Origin of the sequence: Streptococcus sp. ST16, assembly GCF_046098135.1 — a bacterium.
GTDB lineage: Bacteria > Bacillota > Bacilli > Lactobacillales > Streptococcaceae > Streptococcus.
The window spans coordinates 143,256-169,326 of record NZ_JBJUSE010000003.1 but is presented as its reverse complement, the minus strand read 5'-3'; the positions used below and the strand labels follow the sequence as shown (position 1 = coordinate 169,326).

Genomic DNA, 26,071 nt, shown 5'->3' with positions numbered 1-26,071 from the left:
AGATAGGAATACAAGGGCAAAAAAGCAAGTGGTCTATATGAAGCAGTAAGTGGTTGTAGGACCAGCCTAACTTACATGTCAGAATAGGAAGAAAAGGAACCCCCACAACAGACCGCAAATATAGCCAACCAAGACGTCCTTTGGATAATGCACACCACCTAAAACCCTCACCAATCCCAGCAAAGCTGAGAAGAGCAAGCATGCTAAGCCAACAGGTAGACTAGCATGCAGACAGGCCATGGAGATGATGGTTGCCGAAAAGACATGGCGACTAGGCATAGACTTTCCCGAACTATCTTTTTCAAGCAGGGGACTGATATCCCAAGTTTCATAAGGTCGCGGGTGATTGATTTTCTTACGAAACAGGGACAAGACCACAAATCCTGATGCAGGAATAAGCACATAAACCCCAACTTGCTGACCAAGTTCTAGTTTCAGGCAAGTGGTGACTAGCAAGATCAGATAGACCAGGGGCATGGCGACTGTCATCAAACGATTGAAACTGCGTAACAGAAATAAAAGAGTGGGATGACTAGTTAGTCTGGAGCTGATATTTCGATACCATTCTTGATAATTTTTCATTTATACTTCTCATTCATTACCTTGTTTTCGTCTACAGGTGAGACGTTTGTCTTCTAGTATAGTGCAGAAAAAGAAGGCCGTCAAGCCTTCTTTAGATTTATTCTTCTGCTTCGTCTTCTGTAAATTGACTATTGTAGAGATCCGCATAGAAGCCACCTTGCGCCATCAGCTCCTCGTGATTGCCTTGCTCGATGATATTTCCATCTTTCATGACAAGAATCAAATCTGCATTACGAATCGTTGACAAGCGGTGGGCGATGACAAAGGAAGTTCTGCCTTCCATCAAACGGTCCATGGCTTTTTGGATCAATTCCTCTGTACGTGTGTCGACTGAGGATGTCGCTTCATCCAAAATCAAGAGCGGTGCATCCTTGAGAAGGGCACGAGCAATGGTCAAGAGCTGTTTTTGTCCAACAGACAAGGTCACGGTATCATCCAAAACAGTATCGTAGCCATCTGGCAAGGTCATGATAAAGTGGTGAATTCCTACAGCCTTGCTAGCTTCCATCATCCGCTCATCGCTGATGCCTGTTTGATTGTAGATGAGATTTTCTCGAATGGTTCCTTCAAAGAGCCAAGTATCTTGCAAGACCATTGAAAAGGCATCGTGTACTTCTGAGCGCTTCATATCCTTGGTATCGACACCATCGATACGGATACTTCCCTTATCAATCTCATAGAACTTCATCAAAAGATTGACAATGGTTGTCTTACCAGCTCCAGTTGGCCCAACGATAGCGACCTTTTGACCTGCATGAGCTGTCGCGGAAAAATCATGGATGATGGTGCGTTCTGGTGTATAACCAAAGGATACGCGATCAAAGACTACTTCTCCTTTCATATGAGCCAATTGTCTTTCCTTATGGGATTCATCCTGCATCTCAGCTTCACCTAGAAATTCAAAGACACGTCCCATGGCTGCACTCGCTTGTTGTAAGCTCGTAATCCCTTGGGCAATCTGTGATAAGGGCTGGGAAAAGGTCCGTACGTAAACCATAAAGGCTACAATAATCCCTATAGTGATATGCCCTTCTAGCGCTAATGCAGCTCCAACAATAATGACTAGGACATAACTAAAGTTCCCAACAAAGAACATGGCTGGCATCATGATACCAGAGACAAACTGAGATTTCCAGATACTATCATGCAAGTCCTGGTTTAAACCTGCAAATCTCGCTTTGGAGGTGTCCACTGCGTTGTAGCTGGTCACTACATTGTGGCCAGAGTACATCTCTTCCACATAACCATTGACGGCCGCTAAATTATTTTGTTGGGCTTTAAAGTAACCTTGTGACTTAGCCATAATGATAGAAACGGCCACAAATCCTAGTAAGGTTGAGACAACCGTTACCAGAGCTAAAATCCAGTTCATCCCAAACATGGTCACCAAAACAGCAATCAACAAGAAGCTGGCTGAGATAACTGTTCCGAGACTTTGGTTGAGAGATTGCGCCGCCGTATCCACATCATTGGTCACACGAGATAGAGTGTCCCCTTGCGAATGACGATCAAAATAGCCAAGAGGCAAACGATTGATCTTTTCAGCGATTGCTGTCCGCAAACGTTTTGAAAAATGTTGGATACTGGTTGAAAAGATATAGGCCTGTGTATAGTTGAGGATAGCACCAAGTACATAGAGAATCACTAAAAAGCTAGCAATACTTGAAACAGCCTCTAGGTCAATTCCCGTCATCAAACCATCTGAAATCAAGTTGGTAATTTCCTTAATCTTGGTTGGTCCATAAACAGTGATGATGCTTGAACATACAGCTGCTACAACCGCTACTAGTAGGGGAAGTTGGAGACCTGCTAGAAAAGGTTTATAATATTTCCAAAAAGACATTTTCTTATTTTCCATGTTCCAATTCCTCCTTCGATAGTTGTGAATAGGCAATTTCTTGGTAGACTTCGTTGGTAGCTAGAAGTTCCTTATGGGTGCCTTGTCCCACGACTTTTCCTTGATCCAAGACTAAGATCAGGTCGGCGTCCATAATGGTAGAAATCCGTTGTGCTACGATGAGCTTGGTCATGGATTTTGTTTTCTCAGCTAGCTCTTGGCGTAAGATACGATCCGTCTTGTAGTCCAAGGCTGAGAAGGAGTCATCAAAAATGAGAATCTCTGGTTTACGAGCCAAGGCACGCGCAATGGCCAAACGCTGTCTTTGACCTCCTGAGAAGTTGGTTCCGCCTTGGGCTACTTCTGATGCAAGACCTGCTTCCTTGTCCTCGATAAAGGTTTTAGACTGGGCCAATTCCAAGGCTTGCCACATAGCAGCCTCGCTTAGAGGAGTTTCTTTGCTCTTACCAAAGTTCAAGTTCCCCTTGACATCTCCAGAGAAAAGCACAGCTTTTTGTGGAATATAGCCGACTTTATTGCGCAAATCTTCCAAGTCATAGTCTTGAACATTAACTTCGTCCACTAGGATTTCTCCATCTGAAACGTCGTAAAAACGAGGCAAGAGGTTGACAAGCGTGGACTTACCTGATCCAGTCGATCCAATGAAGGCTACGGTTTGACCCGCTTCTGCTTTGAAGGTGACATGTTCCACGACTGCTTCAGAATTTTTAGAGTAGCGGAAAGTCACATCACGGAATTCTACTTGTCCTTGAATTGAAGGATCCGCCGTCTGTGCATGACTAGGATTTTCAATAGAAGGATGCAGATCCAATACTTGATTGATACGTCCTGCCGAAACCAAGGTACGAGGAAGAACGATAAAGAGTGCTCCCATGAGAAGGAAGCCCATCACGACCTGCATAGCATAGGACATGAAGACCACCATATCACTAAAGAGTGGCAAACGTTCCGCCAAACTTGCGCCGTTGATGATATAGGCACCAATCCAGTAAATGGCTAAGCTCAATCCACTTGAAATCGCCATCATAATCGGGTTCATAATCGCCATCAATCGATTGACAAAGAGGTTGAGACGCGTCACTTCATCATTGGCTGCTTCAAATTTTTCATCTTGGTAATCTTCCGCATTGTATGCACGAACAACTCGAATCCCAGTCAAGCTTTCACGAGTGATGCTATTGAGTTTATCTGTCAATTTTTGGATGACCGATTGTTTTGGAAAGGCCAGAGTCATGAGAATAGTGGTCATCAAGACATTCACAATAACAGCCACAACGACTGCCCAGAGCCAGTATTCCGACTTCCCAAGGATTTTTCCAATGGCCCAGATGGCCATGATAGGCCCACGAGTCACTACCTGTAAGCCCATAGTAAAGAGCATCTGAATCTGAGTGATATCATTGGTCGTCCGAGTCAAAAGACTTGGGATTGAAAAACGTTTGATCTCTGTCTGCGAAAAATCCAAAACCTGATGAAATACATCAGTGCGTAGATGGGTTGTATAGGATGCTGCAACGCGAGCGGCAAAGAAACCAACCATAACAGATGAAAAGAAAGCCAATAAAGACAAACCAATCATCTTCGCAGCTGGTGACCAGAGTGCATCCAACTGCGTTCCAGACGTTCCGAGTAACTCTGTAATTTGTGAAATGTAGGTCGGTACCTCTAACTCGAGATAGACCGAGAAACAAGTGAAAAGAATCGTAAGAACAATCATCCCCCACTCTTTTCCTGTAATACGTTTAGCGAGTTTCTTCATTCTCTCCTCCTATCTTCTCAACATTTTCTTGCAATTGCCCGAGTACCTTTTCAAAGATTGCCAAGTCTGACTTTGAAACACCCTCTAGCAGACTCTGATCAATCCGATCAAAAAAAGCTTTAACTTTTTGCATCTGCGAACGCGATTTCTCCGTCAGGTGAACAAATTTTGCCCGCTTATCGCTGGGGCTCGCCTCTAACTCGATCAAACCATTTTGTACCATGCGCTTGACCAAATTACTCGCCACAGATTTAGTAATATTGAGTTCCTGCTCGATATCCTTAATCAGGACCAGTTCCTCTTTTTGTTCACAATGATCTAAAAAACGCAGAACCTGCCCTTGCGGTCCACCCATAAATTCAATGCCACATCGCTTAGCTTCTTTCTGTACCATCAGGTGAACCTGGTGCCCAAAGCGTTTAAAAATCAACATCGGCTTGTCCATGATTGCTCCTTTCTCACGATTGAATATAGTTCTCAGGAGAACTAATTAAGTTTCCATGAGAACTATTTTATCACTTTCAGAAGAGATGTCAAGAAAAAAGTTTCCTAGAGAACTATTTTAGTCTGAATTGACATTGGAGAATATTTTCTCTATAATAAGCACTAGCTACCGTGGATAGGAATCCATTCACTCGATGAAGGGAGAAAACGTTCAAATGAAACCAGAAGAACAAAAAGTTTTAGGGATTTTAGCAACCATTTTTGGAGCCATCGCACTTTTAGGGTCCTGGATCCCGTTTATTAACTATCTATCGTTTTCCATCGCTATTGTCGCGTTGATCTTAGGTATTATCGGACTTATTGCCAATCTCAAAAAACGAAAAACAATGGCCATTATCGGAACATCTCTCGCAGTTGCTTCTGTTGTACTTTTCTTTACGACCCAGATACTGTACGCTAATGTCTACAAAGATTTTGTCAGAGAGTTTAACCGTTCCTATAGAGAAGCTAGCTCCTCAATGGAACGCGACTTGACAGATGATACCATTGATTCACTCCCCGAAGATGAGGAAGAAGACGATACCTTCACTTGGACACAAGAACAGTTCGACGCTTTAATTGAAGGTGACCTTGATAACAAAGGAAAAGGTGGTACCAACTACAAGGATATTATCAAAAAACACGGACTGCCAGACTCCGAGTTTGATTCCACTATTGAGAGCTACGACACAAAGAAAATTACCTATATTGGCATTGATGATAGAATCAAGACCGTTACTCTAACCTTTGTAAAACAGGATAATGGTCAACTCTTACTAGTTCATAAAATAGCTGTAGGCCTAGGAGAAAGCCGGCAGCAAAGAGATTCTGGAACCAGAATCTAATCTCAAATATAAAAAGCGAACAGCTAGCAAGTCTGTTCGCTTTTTTATTAGAATCCATCTACATTTGTGTAGATCTTTTGGACGTCCTCATCATCCTCAAGAACGCTGTAAAGTTTTTCAAAGGTTTCCAAATCTTCACCTGACAACTCAACTTCTGACTGAGGAATCATTTCCAGTTCAGTAACTTGAAATTCTTCGATACCAGACTCACGAAGAGCAACGATAGCCTTGTGAAGGTCAGTTGGAGCTGTGTAAACAGTGATTGTTCCTTCTTCTGCTTCTACATCATCCACATCAATGTCTGCTTCAAGCAAAAGCTCAAAGATAGCATCCGCATCATCACCAGCAAATACGATAACACCCTTGTTGTCAAAGAGGTAAGAAACAGAACCTGAAGCTCCCATGTTACCGCCATTTTTACCAAAAGCAGCACGAACATTAGCTGCGGTACGGTTGACGTTTGAAGTCAAGGTATCAACAATCAGCATAGAACCATTTGGTCCAAATCCTTCGTAACGTCCTTCTGTAAAGGTTTCGTCTGTGTTTCCTTTTGCTTTATCAATCGCTTTATCGATAACGTGTTTTGGCACTTGGGCTTGTTTAGCATGGTCGATAACGAATTTCAAAGCAGTGTTTGATTCTGGGTCTGGTTCCCCTTTTTTAGCTGCTACATAGATTTCTACACCAAATTTTGCATATACTTTAGAGTTAGCTCCATCTTTAGCCGTTTTCTTGGCTACGATATTGGCCCATTTACGTCCCATTAGGAATCTCCTTTTTTCACATTTTAATCTTTCTTATTATAACACAAGTCTAGCTGATTTTCACTAGAGGAAATGGATTTTCTTTTGCAAAGCAAGCTAGGATTTTCCTCCGACTGCCACGATTTTCTTGCCTTCTTTTATCCAAGGGTGTCGGGAAAGGGAGAAGTAAAGTTGGGCAGTCATCACAACCCAGAGTAGCGGTTCACAGAGAATAACACCTGTGTAGCCTGTCCAAGGAATAATCCAAGCTACGAAAATAATTTTCCCAAACAACTCGATAAAGCTAGATACGAGGGGCAAAAGTTTTTGGCCTAGTCCCTGCAAGCTATTTCTATAAATCAATAAAAGACTTAAAAATGGATAAAATACAGAACTGATACGTAAGTACAAGGTCCCGTTTTCTACCAAGTAGCTGTCTGTCGAACTTGCTAGGAAAGAAACTAGGCTAGGACTGGCAAAAAATAGGAAAATACAGGCAAGGGCTGCCCAAGACATACTCAAATAGCTCCCTAAACGAAGACCTTGGACAATACGTTCGGGACGTTTCGCTCCAAAGTTTTGAGAGATAAAAGTCGTCATCGATGCTGAAATAGCTGTCATTGGTAATAAGGCAAAGGCCATGATTCGCCGTGCTGCCGTTTGAGCACTGATAATGACTGCACCAAAACTATTGACAGAGGATTGCAAAATGACACTTCCGATAGAGACGATTGACCCCATCAGACCCATGGCTAGTCCTTGCTCCAAGAGATCCACATAGAGAGCCTTATTCCATTTGAAATGTTTGAGACCCGGAAGAAGCTCTGGAACACTCTTACGAATATAAAAATAACAGAGGATTGCTGACAAACCCTGCGAGATAATGGTTGCAAGACCCGCAGACTGAACTCCCAGATGCAGTTGCGTAATAAAATATAAATCCAAGATCACATTAACGATAGCTGAAAAGATAAGAAAAGTAAGAGCCGCAAGGCTATCGCCAATCGAGCGCAGTAAGCCTGCAAAAAGATTGTAAGCAAAACTAACCCCTACACAGGTAACAATCATGGAGATGTACTCATAGGATTGAGGAAGGATTTCTACAGGTGTCTCTAAATATTGCAAGAGTGGATAAAGGCCGAAGAAGCCTATCAGCATGACAAGAGCACTCAGGATGGCACCCAGAATCCAAGTTGCTGCAACAGCTTCTTTAATCTTAGCAAAATTACGAGCACCGTAAAGACGAGCGATGACAACTCCCATCCCATTTCCAACTCCGAGGGCAAAGCCGATAATCAGATCAAAGATAGCCGTCGTTGCTCCTACTGCTGCTAGGGATTCTTGTCCAAGGAACCGCCCTACAATCAAGACGTCAGCTGTATTGTACAGTTGTTGGAAGATATTGGACAACAGAATTGGAAGGGCAAAGCTCAAAAGTGAGGGAAGAATGGAGCCATGAATCAGGTCCACTGTTCGTTTTTTATTCATAAGGATATTATATCAGCTTTCCAGAGGACCGACAAGATTCTTTAACGAATCCTGAAATCAATTGCTTACAGAGAGACAATTTGCTATAATCAAGAAAAGGAGGTCATTTATGAGTTTGACCAGTCAATTAATAACCGATGTGTTTCCAGATCTTGATAAAGTTGAAAAGCTAAATAACGAAGCTTTCCCCGAGGAAGAACGAGTCCCTCTTTCTGAGTTTTTGCGCTATCAGGACCGAGATGACGCCCACTTTTTTGCTTTTTATAACGAAGAAGAATTTGTTGGCTTTGCTTTTGCCATCTCCAACCAAAAGGCCTTCTATGTTAGCTTTTTTGCCATCATGCCTCACTTAAGAAGTCACGGGTACGGGAAGGAAATTATCGACAAACTAACTGATTTTTACCAGCGGACCATGTTGCTTGAAGTGGAGCGATTGGATGAAGAATGCGATAACTTGGAACAAAGAAAAGCTCGTATGAGCTTCTATCAACAAAATGGCTTTAAAACAGCTAACGCTTTTCTAGAGTATGATGGCTTGAGTTTTGAAATTCTCTACCGCGGTGACCATTTCGACGAGGAAGCCTATCGCGACATCTTCCAAAAATTACAAGATGAACATTATTTTGACTTTCATATCAAATACAGACGCTTTAGTGATCATTAGTTATTTCACGGAAGAGAAGTCTAATGAACTTTCTCACGATAAAACGCATAATATCAAGGTTATGAAGACCTGATATTATGCGTTTTTATGATTTTGAAAACTTTACCTAGTTTTATCTTTATTCTTCAATTTCGATTTCAAGTCCATCGCCTAGGTCAAGCGTCACTTCTTGGTTAGGTGCTAGATCTTCAGCGACAGAAGTAGGAGCGGTTCCCTCTTCATCTTCAATCAAACCGTATTGAACACGAACCTGATGGTCAATCTCATCAAAAATCTCTGGGTGATCTGCCAAGTATTTCTTAGCATTCTCTGATCCTTGCCCGATTTTTTCACCCTTGTAAGAGTACCACGCTCCTGCTTTTTGGATAATATCGAGATCACTTGCAATCTTCAAGAGCTCACCGGTCTTAGAAATCCCTTCTCCGTACATGATTTCAACAAAAGCTTCCTTAAATGGTGGAGCCACCTTGTTTTTCACGACCTTGATTTTGGTTTCCTTACCAACATTGGTATCTTTTTGGTCACCAGTTCCTTTGATTTGTGTGCTTCCACGAACATCCAAACGGACTGAAGCGTAGAATTTCAGAGCACGTCCACCAGGTGTTGTTTCAGGATTTCCAAACATGACCCCAACTTTTTCACGCAACTGGTTGATAAAGATGGCAATTGTTTTGGTTTTATTAATAGAAGCTCCGAGTTTACGCATGGCCTGGCTCATCATACGAGCTTGCAAACCAACGTGACTATCTCCAATATCCCCATCGATTTCTGCACGAGGCACAAGGGCAGCAACCGAGTCAATAACGACAAGGTCAACTGCACCTGAGTCAATCAATTTTCCTGCAATTTCAAGACCTTGTTCTCCTGAGTCTGGTTGTGACAAGAGCAATTCGTCAATATTCACACCAAGGGCCGCAGCATAGGCTGGATCAAGGGCATGTTCCGCATCGATAAAGGCAGCGATACCGCCTTCTTTCTGTGCTTGCGCGACAGCGTGAAGGGCAACTGTTGTTTTACCAGATGATTCTGGTCCATAAATTTCGATGATACGTCCCTTAGGATAACCACCCGAACCAAGAGCAATGTCCAGAGCCAATGAACCTGAACTCATGACTTGCACTTTTTGCTCTGCACGCTCGCCCAAACGCATGATTGAGCCTTTACCGAAATCTTTCTCGATCAATTTAAGAGCATCGTTCAATGCTTTTTCACGATCAGCTCCAAATTTTTTCCCAATTTCATCTAATTTTTTTGTTGGTTTTTTCGCCATTTTGTTCTCCTATATTCTACTGGTCCTTAGACCCGTCTTTCATTATACCAAAATTTAGTCACTTAATAAAGTCTTGCGAACTAGGTTAAAGGCATGCATAACCGCGATGTGACGAACATCTGCACGGCTCCGTCCGGTAATATTAGCCTTGATCACCTCGGTCCCTTTTGCATGCGCCAAGCCGATAAAAACTGTGCCAGCTGGATGCCCCTCTAGGCTATCTGGTCCTGCCACACCCGTCAAACTAACTCCATAGTCAGACTGAGTCTTGAGACGTGCCTGCTCTGCCATTTTTCGAGCTGTAAACTCTGAAACGACACCATGTTCTTTCAGCTCTTGCTCAGAAATATCCAGCATCTTGGACTTTTCTTCTAAACTGTAAGTGACAAAACCGCCATTAAAGATAGCTGAAACACCTGAAAAGTCTGCTAAAGTAGCCTGAAAGAGGCCTGCCGTCAAGCTCTCTGCTGCAGTAATGCTTTTCTGTCTCTTCTTAAGCTCTTCTACAACGACACTTGCTAGGCTGGTTTCTTCTCCATATCCATAACAGATCTCTCGCAGAGAAATTCCCTCAAAAGTCTGACGATCCAAGATTTGATTTTCTAGGATATCCAGCACTCGATCAGCCTTTTCTTGACTGACTGCTTTTGTGGACAAGCGCAAGGTCACTTCTCCTGTTTTTGCATAAGGCGCCAAAGTCGGATCCGTTTGATGGTCAATCAAATCCGCCAAAATGGTCACCAACTGACTCTCCCCAATCCCAAAGAAACGAAGCACTCGGGAATACAGTTTGGTGCCAGTCATCAGCTTGGGTAAGAGTTGATTTAAGACCATGGGTTTCAACTCACTTGGCGGCCCTGGAAGGACTACGTAGGTCACGCCATTCACTTCCGACACTCCTCCTACTGCTAAACCTGTCTCATTTGGCAGTGGAGTTGCCCCTTCTACAATTTGGGCTTGCCGCTCATTATTTGGTGTTCGCGCATAGTCTGGCCTTTGGGCAAAAAAGATATCTAGTTTTTCCTGCGCTTGAGGATTAAACTCTAGATTTTTTCCCAAAAATTTAGCCAGAGTTTGTTTGGTCAAATCATCCTCGGTTGGTCCTAAGCCCCCTGTCAAAATCACAAGATTACTACGTTGACTCGCAATCTCAAGCAAGGACAAAAGACGAGCTTCATTGTCTCCGACAGCTGTTTGAAAATAAACATCTACCCCGATTTCGGCTAACTTCTCTGATAAAAACTGAGCATTGGTATTGACGATCTGCCCTGTTAAAATTTCTGTTCCGACAGCAATAATTTCTGCTTTCATTTTCCCTCCTACTTATCTATTCGAATTTTTTTGAAAAAATCGCAGGAAATTTCCCACGATTTGACTCTTTGTTTTATTCTACCTCTTCGTTTGAAACACTGCTACTGGTTGAAGGTGCTGTCCGACCAAAGGCTGTTTCGTACAGTACCGCATTGGTTTCCAATTCTGTCACTGGCTCTTTACCTAGTGAACTACGCAAGAGATTTTGCATTTCGAGCATATGTTCTGAAGTGACAATCTGATAAGAAATCCCTTGTAGCTCAGCATCTTCCCCACGCAATTGATGCGTTTCGATATTCTTGAAGGAATCTTGATAGCCGAGCAATTGTGGAATGCTCTTAGCTGATAAGTCCACATTGGTCTGCATGTTGTCACTCAAAGCTTTGAGGATACCTTGATAATGGCTCACACTATTTAGACTCAAAACCTTCTCTACGATTTTTTGAATAACTTCACGTTGACGTTTTTGACGGCCGTAGTCTCCTTCAGGGTCTTGGTAACGCATCCGTGAATACACCAAGGCTTCCTCACCATTCAAGTTTTGTTCCCCAACACCAATGGAAATCTTATTAAACTCTTCTTGGTCAGTGATAGAAATTGGAAAACCAAGTGTATTGTTGACGGTGATTCCACCAACTGCATCCACCAATTGTTGAAGACCTTGCATATTGACCATTACATAGCGGTCAATGTGGATATTCATCATCTTTTGAATAGTAGAAATTGCAAGTTCCGCACCACCATTAGCATAGGCCGCATTGAGTTTGGCTTCCTGAACTTGACCATTTCCATTCTCGATCTTAGTCAGAATATCCCGTTCCAAACTCATCATAGTGGTTTTCTTTGTTTTGGGATTAACCGTCAGGAGTATCATAGAATCACTATTTCCTGCCCACGGATCTGTACGTTCCGAATTTCCCGTATCTACCCCCATTAGGAGAATCGTTAAAGGCTCAGTTGCTTCGATAACGTTGGTTTCTTCACCAATTTTTTTGTAAGTTTTTTGACTCAGGGTTGCGGTCCCCTGCTGATAGATTGTGTAGGCATAAATTCCTACACCTACAACTGTTACGGTCAGGAAACCTAGCACCATTCCAATTAATTTTTTGATCATCTTGTTATTCATCTATCAATTTGCCCATCAGACAAACATCTAAAAATATCCCTTCTGCTAAATAGGCTCCTCTTTCTTGCAAGCCTTCTGTGATAAATCCCATTTTTGAATAGAGGTGGATAGCAGCCTCATTTCGTTTTTGTACACTGAGTTGCAAGCGGCGCAAGACGCCACTGGCTTTAGCCCACTCGATGCCTTCTTCTAGAAGTATTGTAGCCAATCCTTGGTTCCAGAATTTCTTTCGAACCGCTAAAAAAACATCTCCAATATGCCGAACCCTTAAATGTTGATCCGCTGTGATATTTAAGACACCCGCAATCTCATCATTCAGTAAGGCGAGGAGAGTAATTTGATTCTCCGATGCAGCTTGCTTTTCAATAAAAAGAGCCATTTCAGAAGCTGTCATCATGATACCATTTTCATCTAGGCTAGTGAAGTCTGTCTCTTGACCAACACAATCTAAAAATGCAATCAAGGCTATAGCATCTGAAGTCTCTGCCTCACGAATGCACAACTCATACTCCATCCTGAAGCTCCTTGATGAGTTGTTCAGCCCGAGGGCCATGAGCTGTAAAATGAAGGCAACGACCCTCAGCTTCTTTCAAAATTTCCAATTCCAAATAGGAATCTGGTAAATCCTCACCCAAAAGATGCCCCCACTCAATAACAGTCACACCACCACCAAAGAGAAACTCATCCAAGTCAATAGAATCAGCATCTCCTTCGATACGGTAGACATCCAAATGGTAAAGCGGCAGACGCCCTTCGTACTCTCTCACGATAGTATAAGTTGGACTTTTAATCATCTGACGGATATCCAATCCCTTGGCAAGGCCTTTTGTAAAGGTTGTTTTACCCGCACCCAACTCTCCCGTCAAGATCAGAACATCGTCTTTTTGAAGCAAATGACCTAATCTTTCTCCGAGAGCTAGAAGCTCTTCTTCATTTTTTGTGTACATGTTACTATTATACCAAAAAGTTTCCTTTTATGTGAATTTTCTTTATAGACTTACTATGCTACATTTACAGTTCTCCTTGCCTTTCTTAGAAAAAGGTAAAAATACAAATAACAAATAAAACATCGCGAATCACATGTCCGTAAAATGAAATTTCCCTTTGCACGGATTTTGGAAAGAGGAAACGCGCACATAAAAAACCAAGACCGATATAAAGGAGAATGGAGGAGATTGTTACGGGATTTCTCAAGAAAATAATCGTGCCTAAAACGGAAATCACAACCGTTCTCTTCTTGTTGAGATGGTTGTCCATATCCCGAATATATTTATCAAAAGGTAAGAAAATCCATAGATCTACTCCCAGCAAGAAAAAGAATGAAGGCAAAAAGAGGTCAACCAGATCCTGCTGCAATTTGCTAGTAGTTTGGATGCTTTCTGTGAGAACCAGACAGGTTGCCAGAAGATTGACTACTAAAAGAAGGCTATAAACAAGACTTACTTTCTTTTGAACACGCAAAATACTATGACTTTTCTGACCCAAGGTATGGAAGTAATTAATCCCAGCACAAAAACCAGAAACTCCCACTATGAGAATTAAAAAATAGACATTTCCTTCTCTTAAGGATAAAAATGATTCCTTCCACAATAAACAACTTCCAAATAAAATTTGAGCGACAGCTAATAATAATAAAACACGAATTGATTTCATCATTTCCTTTTCTTCCTCCGTATAAGAAATTATACTCTGACAGGATTAGAAAATGATAAATGACTTCCAAAATGTCACATTAGGACGCTGAACGGTACAAAAAACAATTCCGTCATTCACAGAACTGTTCTCTTCTAATCTAATCCTTAAACCAGAGGGCGATTTCTCGTTTAGCTGACTCTTCTGAATCTGATCCATGTACGACGTTTTGAATGGCTTGATTTTCTCCTGCCGCCTTAGCAAAATCTCCCCGGATGGTCCCCGGAAGAGCCTCTTCTGGACGAGTAGCCCCCATCATGTCACGCCAGCTTTCAATTACCTTGGGACCTGAAATGATTCCCACAATTATTGGACCTGAGGTCATAAATTGGCGGATAGGAAGATAAAAACTTTTTCCAACTAAGTCGCGATAGTGTTGGTCAATCAAATCTTCTGAAACTGTTGAACGTAACTCTAGTTTTTCGAGTTTGAAACCACGTCGCTCAATTCTTTTCAAAACCTCGCCAACTAGACCTCTCTTCACACCATCTGGCTTAATGATAAAGAATGTTTGTTCCATATAAATCCCCTTGTCATTTTAGTTCTTCTATTCTACCACACTTTATGAAAAAGTGGGAAAATTTTCTGAAACAACGCAAAGAGAACCCGAAGGTTCTCTTATTTACTTTTATTCTACAGTTTCTTCAGATTGGATTTCCACCGTTTCATCTACTGGAGCAAGTTCTGTCTCTTCTTGTTCAGGAGCCAGATATTCTGCGTCATTGATTGCCTGTGGTTCAAGATTACGGTAGCGAGCCATACCAGTACCTGCTGGGATGATCTTACCGATGATAACATTTTCCTTGAGTCCAAGGAGATGGTCTTTCTTACCGCGGATGGCTGCATCTGTAAGGACACGAGTTGTTTCCTGGAAGGAAGCCGCTGACAAGAAACTGTTTGTTTCAAGTGAGGCTTTGGTGATTCCCATAAGGACTGGGCGACCAGTCGCTGGAACTCCACCTGCGATAAGGACATCTTTGTTCGCATCTGTAAAATCGTTGATGTCTAAAAGGGTACCCATGAGAAGATCTGTATCACCTGGATCCATGACACGGACTTTACGGATCATTTGACGAACCATAACCTCGATGTGTTTGTCTCCGATTTCTACCCCTTGGCTACGATAAACTTTTTGGACTTCACCGAGAAGGTAAGTTTCAACTGACAAGACATCACGAACAGCAAGGAGATGTTTTGGTTGGATAGAACCCTCTGTCAATGCTGCACCACGAGAAACTTGGTCTCCAACTTCAACACGCATACGTGCTGTAAATGGAACGACGTATTCACCTTCGCCAGTTTCACCCTTAACAAAGACTTTTTTCGTACGAGTTGAAGCATCTTCTTCGATAGCTGTAACTTGTCCCTTGACCTCTGTAATAACCGCTTCCCCTTTTGGATTGCGGGCTTCAAAGATTTCTTGGACGCGAGGAAGACCTTGAGTGATATCGGTATTTGAGGCAACCCCACCCGTGTGGAAGGTACGCATTGTAAGCTGTGTACCAGGTTCCCCGATAGATTGGGCAGCGATTGTACCAACTGCTTCACCAACTTCAACCGCATCACCAGTCGCCAAGTTGATACCGTAACAGTGACGGCAGACACCATGACGAGTGTTACATGTAAATACGGAACGGATAGTCACTTCTTCCACACCAGCATTGACAATCTCGCGCGCCTTGTCTTCTGTGATTAACTCATTTGGACCAATGATGACTTCGCCAGTTTCTGGGTGTTTAACAGTTTTCTTAGTATAACGACCATTGAGACGTTCTTCGAGAGACTCGATCATCTCTTTTCCTTCTGCGATAGAGCGGATCAAGAGACCACGGTCTGTTCCACAGTCGTCCTCACGGATGATAACGTCTTGGGCGACGTCAACCAAACGACGAGTCAAGTAACCTGAGTCGGCTGTCTTAAGGGCCGTATCGGTCATACCTTTACGGGCACCGTGAGTTGAGAAGAACATTTCGAGTACTGACAAACCTTCGCGGAAGTTTGAAAGGATTGGCAATTCCATGATACGTCCGTTTGGAGCGGCCATCAGACCACGCATACCGGCAAGTTGTGAGAAGTTCGAGATGTTACCACGGGCTCCTGAGTCCATCATCATAACGATTGGGTTCTTCGGATCTTGATTATCAACCAAGCGTTTTTCCAATTTCTCACGAGCTGCACGCCATTCAGCTGTAACGGCATTGTAACGTTCATCATCAGTGATCAAACCACGACGGAACTGTTTTGTGATCTGCTCTACACGCTTATGAGATTCTTCGATGATTTCAGCCTTGTCTTCAACCACTGGGATATCAGCAATCCCCACTGTCAATCCAGCAAGTGTTGAATGATGGTAACCTAAGTCTTTCAATCGGTCCAAGAATGCAGAGGTTTCTGTTGTACGGAAACGTTTGAAAATCTCAGCGATGATATTTCCAAGGTTTTTCTTCTTGAATGGAGGATTGAGTTCAAGGTTGCGAATGGCTTCCTTGATATCGCCACCTAGTGGCAAGAAGTACTTAGCTGGGAGCCCTTCTGTCAAGTTCGCATTATTTGGTTCTTGCAAGTAAGGTAGACCCCCTGGCATGATGTCGTTGAAGAGGATTTTACCAACTGTTGTCAGCAATACCTTGTGTTTTTGCTCTTCTGTCCATGGTTTGTTAAGGCTGTCTGTAGCGATACCTACACGTGAGTGGAGGTGAACATAACCATTTCGATAAGCCATAACAGCTTCGTCACGGTCTTTGAAGACCATTCCTTCACCTTCACGGCCAGCTTCTTCCATGGTCAAATAGTAGTTACCCAAAACCATGTCCTGAGATGGGGTAACAACCGGTTTCCCATCTTTCGGATTCAAGATGTGCTCAGCAGCGAGCATCAAGATACGAGCTTCTGCTTGGGCTTCTTCTGAAAGCGGTACGTGGATGGCCATTTGGTCCCCGTCAAAGTCGGCATTGTAGGCTTCACAGACAAGTGGGTGCAAACGAAGGGCCTTACCATCAATCAAGACTGGCTCGAAGGCTTGGATACCCAAACGGTGAAGGGTCGGTGCGCGGTTCAAAAGGACTGGGTGTTCTTTGATTACTTCTTCGAGGATATCCCAGATACGTTCATCTCCGCGTTCCACCAAGCGTTTAGCCGCTTTAACGTTTTGCACGATGTCACGGGCAACGATTTCGCGCATGACAAATGGTTTAAAGAGTTCGATCGCCATTTCGCGTGGCACACCACATTGGTACATCTTAAGAGTTGGACCAACGGCGATAACGGAACGTCCTGAGAAGTCAACACGTTTACCGAGCAAGTTTTGACGGAAGCGTCCTTGTTTCCCTTTGAGCATGTGGCTCAATGATTTCAACGGACGGCTACCTGGTCCTGTGATTGGACGGCCACGACGACCATTATCAATCAAAGCGTCAACCGCTTCTTGAAGCATACGCTTCTCATTTTGAACGATGATACCTGGTGCATTCAACTCAAGCAAACGAGCCAAACGGTTGTTACGGTTGATAACACGGCGGTAAAGGTCGTTCAAGTCAGATGAGGCAAAACGGCCACCATCCAACTGCAACATTGGACGGAGATCTGGTGGAATAACTGGAAGGATGTTGAGAACCATCCATTCAGGTTTGTTCCCAGACTTGTAAAAGGCATCCAAAACATCCAAACGACGGATAGCTTTGACACGTTTTTGTCCAGTAGCTGTTTTCAACTCTTCTTTGAGTTCAGCAATTTCTTTTTCAAGATCTACTTGTTTCAACAGGTCTTGGATGGCTTCTGCACCCATCTTGGCAACGAATGATCCATAGCCATACTCACGCAAGCGCTCACGGTATTCGCGCTCTGTCATGATAGACTTGTGCTCAAGTGGTGTATCCTTAGGATCAATCACCACATAAGCCGCAAAGTAGATAACTTCCTCGAGGGCACGAGGGCTCATATCAAGGGTCAAGCCCATACGGCTTGGAATCCCCTTGAAATACCAGATGTGAGATACAGGAGCTTTCAACTCGATGTGCCCCATACGCTCACGACGAACTTTTGTACGCGTTACTTCAACCCCACAACGGTCACAAACAATCCCTCTGTAACGAATGCGTTTGTATTTACCACAAGCACATTCCCAGTCTTTTGTAGGACCAAAGATGACTTCGTCAAAGAGTCCTTCACGTTCTGGTTTCAACGTACGGTAATTGATTGTTTCAGGTTTTTTGACTTCTCCATAAGACCATGAACGGACTTTGCTTGGAGAAGCTAGGGTGATTTGCATACTTTTAAAACGATTTACATCAACCACTATTTCTTCCCTTTCTATTCTAAGTGAACTGCTTATTCTTGTTCAGCAGTTTCTTCTGTTGCTTCCGCTTTTGCACCTTCTTCAGCTTCAAAAGCAGCTTTTGCTTCTTCAGCAGCTTTTTTACGTGCTTTTTCAAGGTCATCTACGTGGATGACATCTTCGTCCATTCCTTCATCCAAGTCGCGAAGTTCCACTTCTTGGTCATCTTCGTCAAGGACACGCATGTCAAGGCCAAGAGATTGCAATTCTTTCACAAGAACTCGGAAGGATTCTGGAACACCTGGTTTTGGAATTGGTTTTCCTTTTGTAATAGCTTCATAAGCTCTCAAACGTCCGTTGATATCGTCAGATTTGTAAGTCAAGATTTCTTGAAGGACATTTGACGCACCGTAGGCTTCAAGGGCCCAAACTTCCATCTCACCGAAACGTTGTCCACCAAACTGAGCTTTACCTCCAAGTGGCTGTTGAGTAACGGTTGAGTAAGGCCCGACTGAACGCGCGTGCAATTTATCATCAACCATGTGGTGGAGTTTGATCATGTACATGACACCAACTGATACACGGTTGTCAAATGGTTCACCAGTACGTCCATCATAAAGGATAGTCTTGGCATCGCTATCCATACCTGCTTCTTTGACAGTGTCCCAAAGATCTTCAGAACTTGCTCCGTCAAAGACTGGTGTTGCGATGTGGATACCAAGAGTACGTGCTGCCATACCAAGGTGAAGCTCCATAACCTGACCGATATTCATACGTGATGGTACCCCAAGTGGGTTCAACATGATATCAACTGGAGTTCCGTCTGGAAGGTAAGGCATGTCTTCTACAGGAACGATACGAGAGACAACCCCCTTGTTTCCGTGACGTCCGGCCATCTTATCTCCGACCTTGATCTTACGTTTTTGAGCGATGTAGACGCGAACCAGCATGTTAACGCCTGATTGCAACTCATCTCCATTTGCACGTGTAAAGATCTTAACATCACGAACGACACCATCGGCACCGTGTGGTACACGAAGAGAAGTATCACGTACTTCACGAGACTTGTCTCCGAAGATAGCGTGCAAGAGGCGTTCTTCAGCTGAAAGATCTTTTTCACCCTTAGGTGTGACTTTACCTACAAGGATATCGCCTTCTTTAACCTCGGCACCAATACGGATAATTCCCATTTCGTCAAGGTTTTTAAGGGCATCTTCCCCAACGTTTGGAATCTCACGAGTAATTTCTTCAGGCCCAAGCTTTGTATCGCGGGTTTCTGATTCGTATTCTTCAAGGTGGACAGATGTGTAGACATCGTCTTTCACCAGGCGTTCGCTCATGATAACGGCATCTTCGAAGTTGTAACCTTCCCAAGTCATGTAGGCAACGATTGGGTTTTGTCCAAGCGCCATTTCTCCATTTTCCATAGAAGGTCCGTCAGCGATAAAGTCGCCTTTTTCAACAACATCGCCAACTTTAACAAGTGTACGTTGGTTATAAGCAGTACCTGAGTTTGAACGACGGAATTTTTGAATGTGGTAAACATCTAGGGAACCATCTTCACGGCGAACTTCTACCTTGTCTGCATCTGCGTAGGTAACTTTTCCATCATGCTGAGCAATAACCGCAGCTCCAGAGTCATGGGCTGCTTGGTATTCCATACCAGTACCAACGTAAGGTGCTTTTGGATCAATCAATGGCACAGCCTGACGTTGCATGTTGGCACCCATGAGGGCACGGTTGGAGTCATCGTTTTCCAAGAAAGGAATACATGCAGTCGCAACGGCAACTACCTGTTTTGGTGAAACGTCCATGTAGTCAACTACTTCTGCTGGATACTCTTGGTTGACCCCTTGGTGACGTCCCATGACAACCTTCTCAGCAAAAGTACCATCTTCGTTGAGGCGAGAGTTAGCCTGTGCTACAGTAAATTCATCTTCTTCATCGGCTGTCAACCAAACGATTTCGTTTGTGACTACACCAGTTTCACGGTCAACCTTACGATATGGTGTTTGAACAAATCCATACTTGTTCAAGTGACCGTATGATGACAAGTTATTGATCAAACCGATGTTAGGTCCTTCAGGTGTCTCGATTGGACACATACGACCGTAGTGAGTGTAGTGCACGTCACGTACTTCATATCCAGCACGGTCACGAGTCAAACCACCAGGTCCTAAGGCTGACAAACGACGTTTGTGAGACAACTCAGAAAGTGGGTTGTGTTGGTCCATGAACTGGGACAATTGTGAAGAACCAAAGAATTCTTTAACCGCAGCTGTTACAGGACGGATATTGATGATTTGTTGTGGTGTCAAGACTTCATTGTCTTGAACAGACATACGTTCACGAACATTACGTTCCATACGAGAAAGCCCAAGACGTACTTGGTTGGCAAGCAATTCACCAACTGCACGGATACGACGGTTTCCAAGGTGGTCGATATCATCCACACGGCCGATACCTTCCGCCAAGTTGAGGAAGTAGCTCATTTCAGCAAGGATATCCGCAGGAGTTACAACACGAACCTTGTCGTCTGGATTAGCATTTCCGATGATGGTTACAACACGGTCTGGGTCCGTTGGGGCAACAACCTTGAATTTTTGAAGCACAACTGGTTCTGTCAGAACAGCTGCATCGTTTGGAATATAAACGATCTTGTTCAAGTCGCCATCCAAGTGACTCTCGATACTTTCAATCACACTACGAGTCATAACGGTACCAGCTTCTACCAAGATTTCTCCTGTTTCAGGGTCTACCAATGGCTCCGCAATGGTTTGATTGAGCAAGCGTGTTTTAACGTTGAGTTTTTTATTGATCTTGTAACGACCAACAGCTGCCAAATCGTAGCGGCGTGGGTCAAAGAAACGTGCCACAAGCAAGCTACGTGAGCTTTCAGCAGTCTTAGGCTCACCTGGACGAAGGCGTTCGTAGATTTCTTTCAAGGCTTCGTCTGTACGAGAATCCATTGGATTCTTGTGGATATCTTTTTCAACAGTATTGCGAACCAATTCGCTATCACCAAAGATATCAAAGATTTCATCATCGCCTGAGAAACCAAGCGCACGAACCAAGGTCGTAAATGGAATCTTACGAGTACGGTCGATACGAGTATAAGCGATGTCTTTTGAGTCGCTTTCCAGTTCCAACCAAGCTCCACGGTTAGGGATAACAGTAGAACCGTAACCCACTTTACCGTTCTTGTCTACTTTGTCATTAAAGTAAACACCTGGTGAGCGAACCAACTGAGAAACGATAATACGTTCACCACCATTGATGATGAAAGTACCCATTTCGGTCATGATTGGGAAATCACCAAAGAAGACTTCTTGGGTCTTGATTTCGCCTGTTTCTTTATTGATCAAGCGGAAGGTTACAAAAATTGGGGCTGAGTAGCTAGCATCGTGGATACGAGCTTCTTCGAGCGTGTATTTTGGTTCCTTGATTTCATAGCCAACAAATTCCAACTCCATTGTGTCTGTGAAGTTTGAAATTGGCAATACATCTTCAAATACTTCCTTAAGTCCGTGGTCTAGGAAATCTTTGAATGAATCCGTTTGAATTTCAATCAAATTTGGTAAGTCAAGAACTTCTTTGATTCTTGAAAAACTACGACGGGTACGATGTTTCCCGTATTGAACGTCATGTCCTGCCAAGATGATTCTCCTTTGTAAATAAATTCCAAGCCTTATCAATCAGGCTTTTCTAATCGTCATATGGTTTTAAAAACCCCTATCACCGTGTCCCTTTGATGAATTTTCAGAATCTTTAAATCTTTGTTACAAGCACTCAAAAACCTGAAAAAAAGCACAAAAAGAGCAGCTAAATCTGACTTTTTCAGAAGATTTAACTGCTGTGAGCCTTGTCTGGACAATATTTCAGACAAAACCTACGACAAATGATTACTCATATTATACCTTATTTAGCCAGATTTTTCAAGGTTTTTTTACTATTTTTTAAACAATCTTTTCCTATATATTATTTTAAAATTTCAAGAGAATGAAGCATTATATTTTCTCTTAAAAGTTAGGAAAACGCTTGCACTAATGTTTACCTCGTGCTATACTGTTAGGAAACAACTACACAAGGAGAATTGTGATGAAAAAGATCCCATCTCAAACTGAGAAAAAAATGATTTACGGTATCCGTTCCTTGAAGAACGGAACTGGTTCTGTCCTTATTGGTGCTAGCATTGTCTTGCTTTCTGCTGCAATGCCAACTATTTCGGCCAACGAAAACCTTCCTCAAACTCAGGAAAATACCAGCGTTGTGACCAAGGTCCCTACTGAGACTGAAACCAGTCAAACTCAAAAGGAAACGCCTATTTCTGAACAAAAGAATGCAAACGCTTCCCTTGATTCTAAAAAGGAAGCTCCAGCTGCGGAAACTACTACAGCACCAGAAACACCTAAAACAGAAGATGCTACTACAAGCCAGGCTAACAGCAAGGAAGAGAAAGTAGATAACAGCACTGCAACGCCAACTTCAGAACAAAAACTACAAGCTGACACATCCTCTGAAGAACCCATCGCAGACAACCACTTCCGTATCCATGTAAAAAAACTCCCTGAAGAAAACAAAGATTCTCAAGGTCTTTGGACTTGGGATGATGTTGAAAAGCCGTCTGAAAACTGGCCCAATGGTGCCAAGTCCTTTAAGGATGCCAAGAAAGATGACTATGGCTATTATCTAGATGTCAAACTCAAAAATGAGCAAGCCAAGAAAGTCAGCTTCCTTATCAACAATACCAAGGGGGATAACCTTACCGGAGACCGTTCAGTAGAGCGTCTCTCTCCAAAAATGAATGAGGCTTGGATAGATGAAAACTACAAGGTATACAATTATCGCCCTCAACCAGCAGGAACTATTCGTGTCAACTACTACCGCACCGATGGCAACTATGACAAAAAATCTCTTTGGTATTGGGGCGATGTCAAAAACCCAAGCAGTGGAGAATGGCCTGACGGTACTGACTTTACCGCAACTGGAAAATATGGCCGTTACATTGATATCCCACTCAATGAAGCTGCAAGAGAATTTGGATTTTTATTACTAGACGAAAGCAAGAAAGGCGATGATGTGAAAATCAGAAAAGAGGATTATAAATTCACTGATCTAAAAAATCACAGTCAGATTTTCCTCAAGGATGATGACGAAACCATCTACACCAATCCCTACTATGTGCACGATATCCGCATGACTGGTGCCCAACATGTGGCTAAATCTCGTATCGAAAGCAGCTTTTCTACCCTAGTCGGAGCTAAGAAAGACGATATCCTCAAACACTCCAGCATCACTGATTACCATGGGAATAAAGTAGCTATCACAGACGTGGAAGTGGATGAGGCAGGTAAAAAAGTGACCTATATCGGCGATTTCTCTGACACTCAACACCCGTACACTGTCAGCTACAATTCAGAGCGCTTTACCACACGTTCAAGCTGGCGCCTCAAGGATGAGTCCTACAGTTACGATGGTCCACTCGGCGCAACTCTAAAAGAAGATGGCAAGCGTGTTGACCTCACCCTCTGGTCTCCAAGTGCTGATAAGGTTTCCGTTGTTGTCTATGACAAGAAAGACCCTGAAAAGGTAGTCGGAACTGTCGCCCTTGAAAAAGGAGAAAAAGGAACCTGGAAACAAACTCTAGACACAAACTCTGGTCTCGGTATCAGCAACTATACTGGCTACTACTACCACTACCAGATCGAGCGCCAAGGTAAAACCGTTCTCGTTCTTGACCCTTATGCCAAGTCACTAGCAGCTTGGAACAGTGACCTAGCAAAAACAGATGCCGCTCATAAGGTCGCTAAAGCTGCCTTTGTCGACCCATCCAAACTAGGACCGCAAGACTTGACCTATGGGAAGATTCACAACTTCAAATCGCGTGAAGATGCCATTATCTATGAAGCTCATGTGCGTGACTTCACTTCGGATCCTGCCATCGCAAAAGACTTGACCAAGCCATTTGGTACCTTTGAAGCCTTTATCGAAAAACTAGACTACCTCAAAGACTTGGGTGTGACTCATATCCAGCTCCTTCCAGTCTTGTCTTACTACTTTGTCAATGAATTGAAGAACCAAGAACGTTTGTCTGCCTATGCTTCAAGTAACAGCAACTATAACTGGGGATATGACCCTCAAAACTACTTCTCCTTGACTGGTATGTACTCAAGCGATCCTAAGGATCCAGAAAAACGTATCGCAGAATTCAAAAACCTCATCAACGAAATCCACAAACGTGGCATGGGGGCTATCTTGGATGTGGTCTACAACCATACTGCCAATGTTGATATTTTTGAAGATATTGAGCCAAACTACTATCACTTTATGGACGCAGACGGAACTCCACGTACTAGCTTTGGTGGCGGTCGTTTGGGAACAACCCACTACATGTCTAAACGTGTCTTGGTAGACTCTATCAAGTATCTGGTTGAAACCTACAAAGTAGATGGTTTCCGTTTCGATATGATGGGAGACCACGATGCGGCTTCAATTGAGGAAGCTTACAAGGCTGCACGCGCCCTCAATCCAAACCTCATCATGCTTGGCGAAGGTTGGAGAACCTATGCTGGAGACGAAAACATGCCTACCAAGCCTGCTGACCAAGATTGGATGAAACATACCGATACTGTCGCTGTCTTTTCAGACGACATCCGCAACAACCTCAAGTCTGGCTATCCAAACGAAGGCCAGCCTGCCTTTATCACAGGTGGCAAACGCGATATCAATACCATCTTTAAAAATCTCATTGCCCAACCAACTAACTTTGAGGCTGACAATCCTGGAGATGTTATCCAGTATATCGCAGCCCATGATAACTTGACCCTCTTTGATATCATCGCCCAGTCTATCAAAAAAGACCCTAGCAAGGCTGAAAACTACGCTGAAATCCATCGTCGTTTGCGACTTGGAAACCTCATGGTCTTGACTGCTCAAGGAACTCCCTTTATCCACTCTGGTCAGGAATACGGACGTACCAAACAATTCCTTGATCCAGCCTATAAGACTCCTGTTCCTGAAGATAAGGTTCCAAACAAGTCTCACTTGTTACGTAACAAAGACGGCAAACCATTTGTCTATCCTTACTTTATCCATGACTCTTACGACTCTAGTGATGCTGTCAACAAGTTTGATTGGACCAAAGCTACAGATAGCAAAGCATATCCTGAAAATGTCAAGAGCCGTGACTACATGAAAGGATTGATCGCTCTTCGTCAATCTACGGACGCCTTCCGACTCAAGAGTCTACAAGATATCAAAGATAGCGTCCAACTCATTACTGTCCCAGGACAAAATGGTGTTGAAAAAGAAGACGTGGTCATCGGCTACCAAATCACAGCTCCAAACGGCGATGTCTACGCAGTCTTTGTCAATGCGGATGATAAGGCTCGCGAATTCAACTTGGGAACTGCCTTTGCTCACTTGAGAAAGGCCGAAGTCCTGGCAGATGAAAACCAAGCCGGACCAGTAGGAATCGCTAAACCTCAAGGTCTCGAATGGACTGAAAAAGGCTTGAAATTGAACGCTCTCACTGCCGTTGTTCTCCGATTGTCTCAAGGTGGTGCCATTGTCGCTCCAGCTGTGGAAGAAAAACCAGAATTTGATCTTTCTAGCCTGGACGTTGAACCAGAACAAGGTCAAGCTCAAAACCTAGCAGCAAATCCTGACTCTCAAGAAACTGCTACAGAGACTCTTTCTCAGAAATTCCTTCCAAACACAGGTACTGAGAACAAATCCCTTCTTGCCCTTGCTGGATTTAGCATTCTTGCCCTTCTCGGACTTGGATGGTTGATGAAAAACAAGAAAAAGAAATAATGCTCAATGAAAATCAAAGAGTAAACTAGGAAGCTAATCGCAGGCTACTCAAAGCACAGCTTTGAGCTTGTAGATAAGGCGAAGCTGACCTGGTTTAAAGAGATTTTTGAAGAGTATAACCTAGCCCTCCTATAGAGAAAACACCCCATGGTCAGAAGAATC

18 protein-coding genes are annotated in these 26,071 nt (G+C 43.3%); 3 read left to right on the top strand and 15 right to left on the bottom strand.

All coding sequences use genetic code 11. From position 1 onward, the window contains the following. Positions 1-78: 78 nt before the first annotated feature. The 4 genes from ACIY14_RS03625 to ACIY14_RS03610 all read right to left on the bottom strand — a co-directional run bounded on the left by ACIY14_RS03625 (position 79) and on the right by ACIY14_RS03610 (position 4,644). The gene (locus ACIY14_RS03625; RefSeq protein WP_409001556.1) at positions 79-582 is read right to left on the bottom strand and encodes a phosphatase PAP2 family protein; all 504 of its coding nucleotides are present in this window, start codon (positions 580-582) and stop codon (positions 79-81) included. A gap of 97 nt (positions 583-679) precedes the next feature. Next, positions 680-2,440 carry an ABC transporter ATP-binding protein gene (locus tag ACIY14_RS03620; protein ID WP_409001555.1) on the bottom strand — a complete coding sequence of 587 codons (1,761 nt, stop codon included), beginning with the start codon at positions 2,438-2,440 and terminating at the stop codon, positions 680-682. Then, positions 2,430-4,199 (bottom strand): ABC transporter ATP-binding protein, encoded by a 1,770-nt coding sequence (locus tag ACIY14_RS03615; protein ID WP_409001554.1) that lies wholly within the window; start codon positions 4,197-4,199, stop codon positions 2,430-2,432. The genes ACIY14_RS03620 and ACIY14_RS03615 overlap by 11 nt, the downstream gene beginning before the upstream one ends. After that, complete coding sequence (locus tag ACIY14_RS03610; RefSeq protein ID WP_409001553.1) at positions 4,183-4,644, bottom strand: MarR family winged helix-turn-helix transcriptional regulator; 462 nt, start codon at positions 4,642-4,644, stop codon at positions 4,183-4,185. The genes ACIY14_RS03615 and ACIY14_RS03610 overlap by 17 nt, the downstream gene beginning before the upstream one ends. A 193-nt stretch (positions 4,645-4,837) precedes the next feature. Between ACIY14_RS03610 and ACIY14_RS03605 the strand changes: the two genes are divergently transcribed. Continuing rightward, the gene (locus tag ACIY14_RS03605; protein ID WP_409001552.1) at positions 4,838-5,527 is read left to right on the top strand and encodes a CD20-like domain-containing protein; all 690 of its coding nucleotides are present in this window, start codon (positions 4,838-4,840) and stop codon (positions 5,525-5,527) included. A gap of 47 nt (positions 5,528-5,574) precedes the next feature. Here the strand turns inward: ACIY14_RS03605 and ACIY14_RS03600 are convergent, their stop codons facing one another. Then, a complete protein-coding gene (locus tag ACIY14_RS03600; protein ID WP_409001551.1) occupies positions 5,575-6,291 on the bottom strand; it encodes a YebC/PmpR family DNA-binding transcriptional regulator in 717 nt (238 codons plus the stop codon). 96 nt (positions 6,292-6,387) lie between these two features. Beyond that, on the bottom strand, positions 6,388-7,758 hold the full coding sequence (locus tag ACIY14_RS03595; RefSeq protein WP_409001550.1) for an MATE family efflux transporter: 1,371 nt from the start codon (positions 7,756-7,758) through the stop codon (positions 6,388-6,390). 109 nt (positions 7,759-7,867) lie between these two features. On the opposite strand from ACIY14_RS03595, the gene ACIY14_RS03590 reads away from it, so the two are divergent. Continuing rightward, positions 7,868-8,422 carry a GNAT family N-acetyltransferase gene (locus tag ACIY14_RS03590; protein WP_409001549.1) on the top strand — a complete coding sequence of 185 codons (555 nt, stop codon included), beginning with the start codon at positions 7,868-7,870 and terminating at the stop codon, positions 8,420-8,422. 118 nt (positions 8,423-8,540) lie between these two features. On the opposite strand, the gene recA is transcribed toward ACIY14_RS03590, so the two are convergent. From recA to rpoB, 9 genes are all read right to left on the bottom strand, one after another. After that, positions 8,541-9,692 carry a recombinase RecA gene (gene recA / locus ACIY14_RS03585; RefSeq protein ID WP_001085521.1) on the bottom strand — a complete coding sequence of 384 codons (1,152 nt, stop codon included), beginning with the start codon at positions 9,690-9,692 and terminating at the stop codon, positions 8,541-8,543. Between the two features lie 54 nt (positions 9,693-9,746). Next, the gene (locus ACIY14_RS03580; RefSeq protein WP_409001548.1) at positions 9,747-11,003 is read right to left on the bottom strand and encodes a competence/damage-inducible protein A; all 1,257 of its coding nucleotides are present in this window, start codon (positions 11,001-11,003) and stop codon (positions 9,747-9,749) included. Positions 11,004-11,076: 73 nt separating this feature from the next. Beyond that, positions 11,077-12,117: a biofilm formation/cell division transcriptional regulator BrpA gene (brpA, locus tag ACIY14_RS03575; RefSeq protein ID WP_409001547.1), complete on the bottom strand. Its 1,041-nt coding sequence runs from the start codon at positions 12,115-12,117 to the stop codon at positions 11,077-11,079. 4 nt (positions 12,118-12,121) lie between these two features. Beyond that, positions 12,122-12,643: a GNAT family N-acetyltransferase gene (locus ACIY14_RS03570; RefSeq protein WP_409001546.1), complete on the bottom strand. Its 522-nt coding sequence runs from the start codon at positions 12,641-12,643 to the stop codon at positions 12,122-12,124. Beyond that, positions 12,633-13,076, bottom strand: coding sequence for a tRNA (adenosine(37)-N6)-threonylcarbamoyltransferase complex ATPase subunit type 1 TsaE (gene tsaE / locus ACIY14_RS03565; RefSeq protein WP_084853468.1), 444 nt, complete (start codon positions 13,074-13,076; stop codon positions 12,633-12,635). Before tsaE ends, ACIY14_RS03570 begins: the two co-directional genes overlap by 11 nt. An 85-nt stretch (positions 13,077-13,161) precedes the next feature. After that, positions 13,162-13,785, bottom strand: a complete 624-nt coding sequence (locus ACIY14_RS03560) for a hypothetical protein (protein WP_007520749.1) — start codon at positions 13,783-13,785, stop codon at positions 13,162-13,164. Between the two features lie 136 nt (positions 13,786-13,921). Continuing rightward, positions 13,922-14,341 carry a nucleoside-diphosphate kinase gene (gene ndk, locus ACIY14_RS03555; protein ID WP_033585778.1) on the bottom strand — a complete coding sequence of 140 codons (420 nt, stop codon included), beginning with the start codon at positions 14,339-14,341 and terminating at the stop codon, positions 13,922-13,924. A 108-nt stretch (positions 14,342-14,449) separates the two neighbouring features. Further along, positions 14,450-18,115 carry a DNA-directed RNA polymerase subunit beta' gene (gene rpoC / locus ACIY14_RS03550; protein ID WP_409001545.1) on the bottom strand — a complete coding sequence of 1,222 codons (3,666 nt, stop codon included), beginning with the start codon at positions 18,113-18,115 and terminating at the stop codon, positions 14,450-14,452. A gap of 32 nt (positions 18,116-18,147) precedes the next feature. Continuing rightward, on the bottom strand, positions 18,148-21,750 hold the full coding sequence (gene rpoB / locus ACIY14_RS03545; protein WP_409001544.1) for a DNA-directed RNA polymerase subunit beta: 3,603 nt from the start codon (positions 21,748-21,750) through the stop codon (positions 18,148-18,150). Positions 21,751-22,192: 442 nt separating this feature from the next. Between rpoB and ACIY14_RS03540 the strand changes: the two genes are divergently transcribed. After that, positions 22,193-25,909 (top strand): pullulanase, encoded by a 3,717-nt coding sequence (locus ACIY14_RS03540; protein WP_409001543.1) that lies wholly within the window; start codon positions 22,193-22,195, stop codon positions 25,907-25,909. Positions 25,910-26,071: the final 162 nt, after the last annotated feature.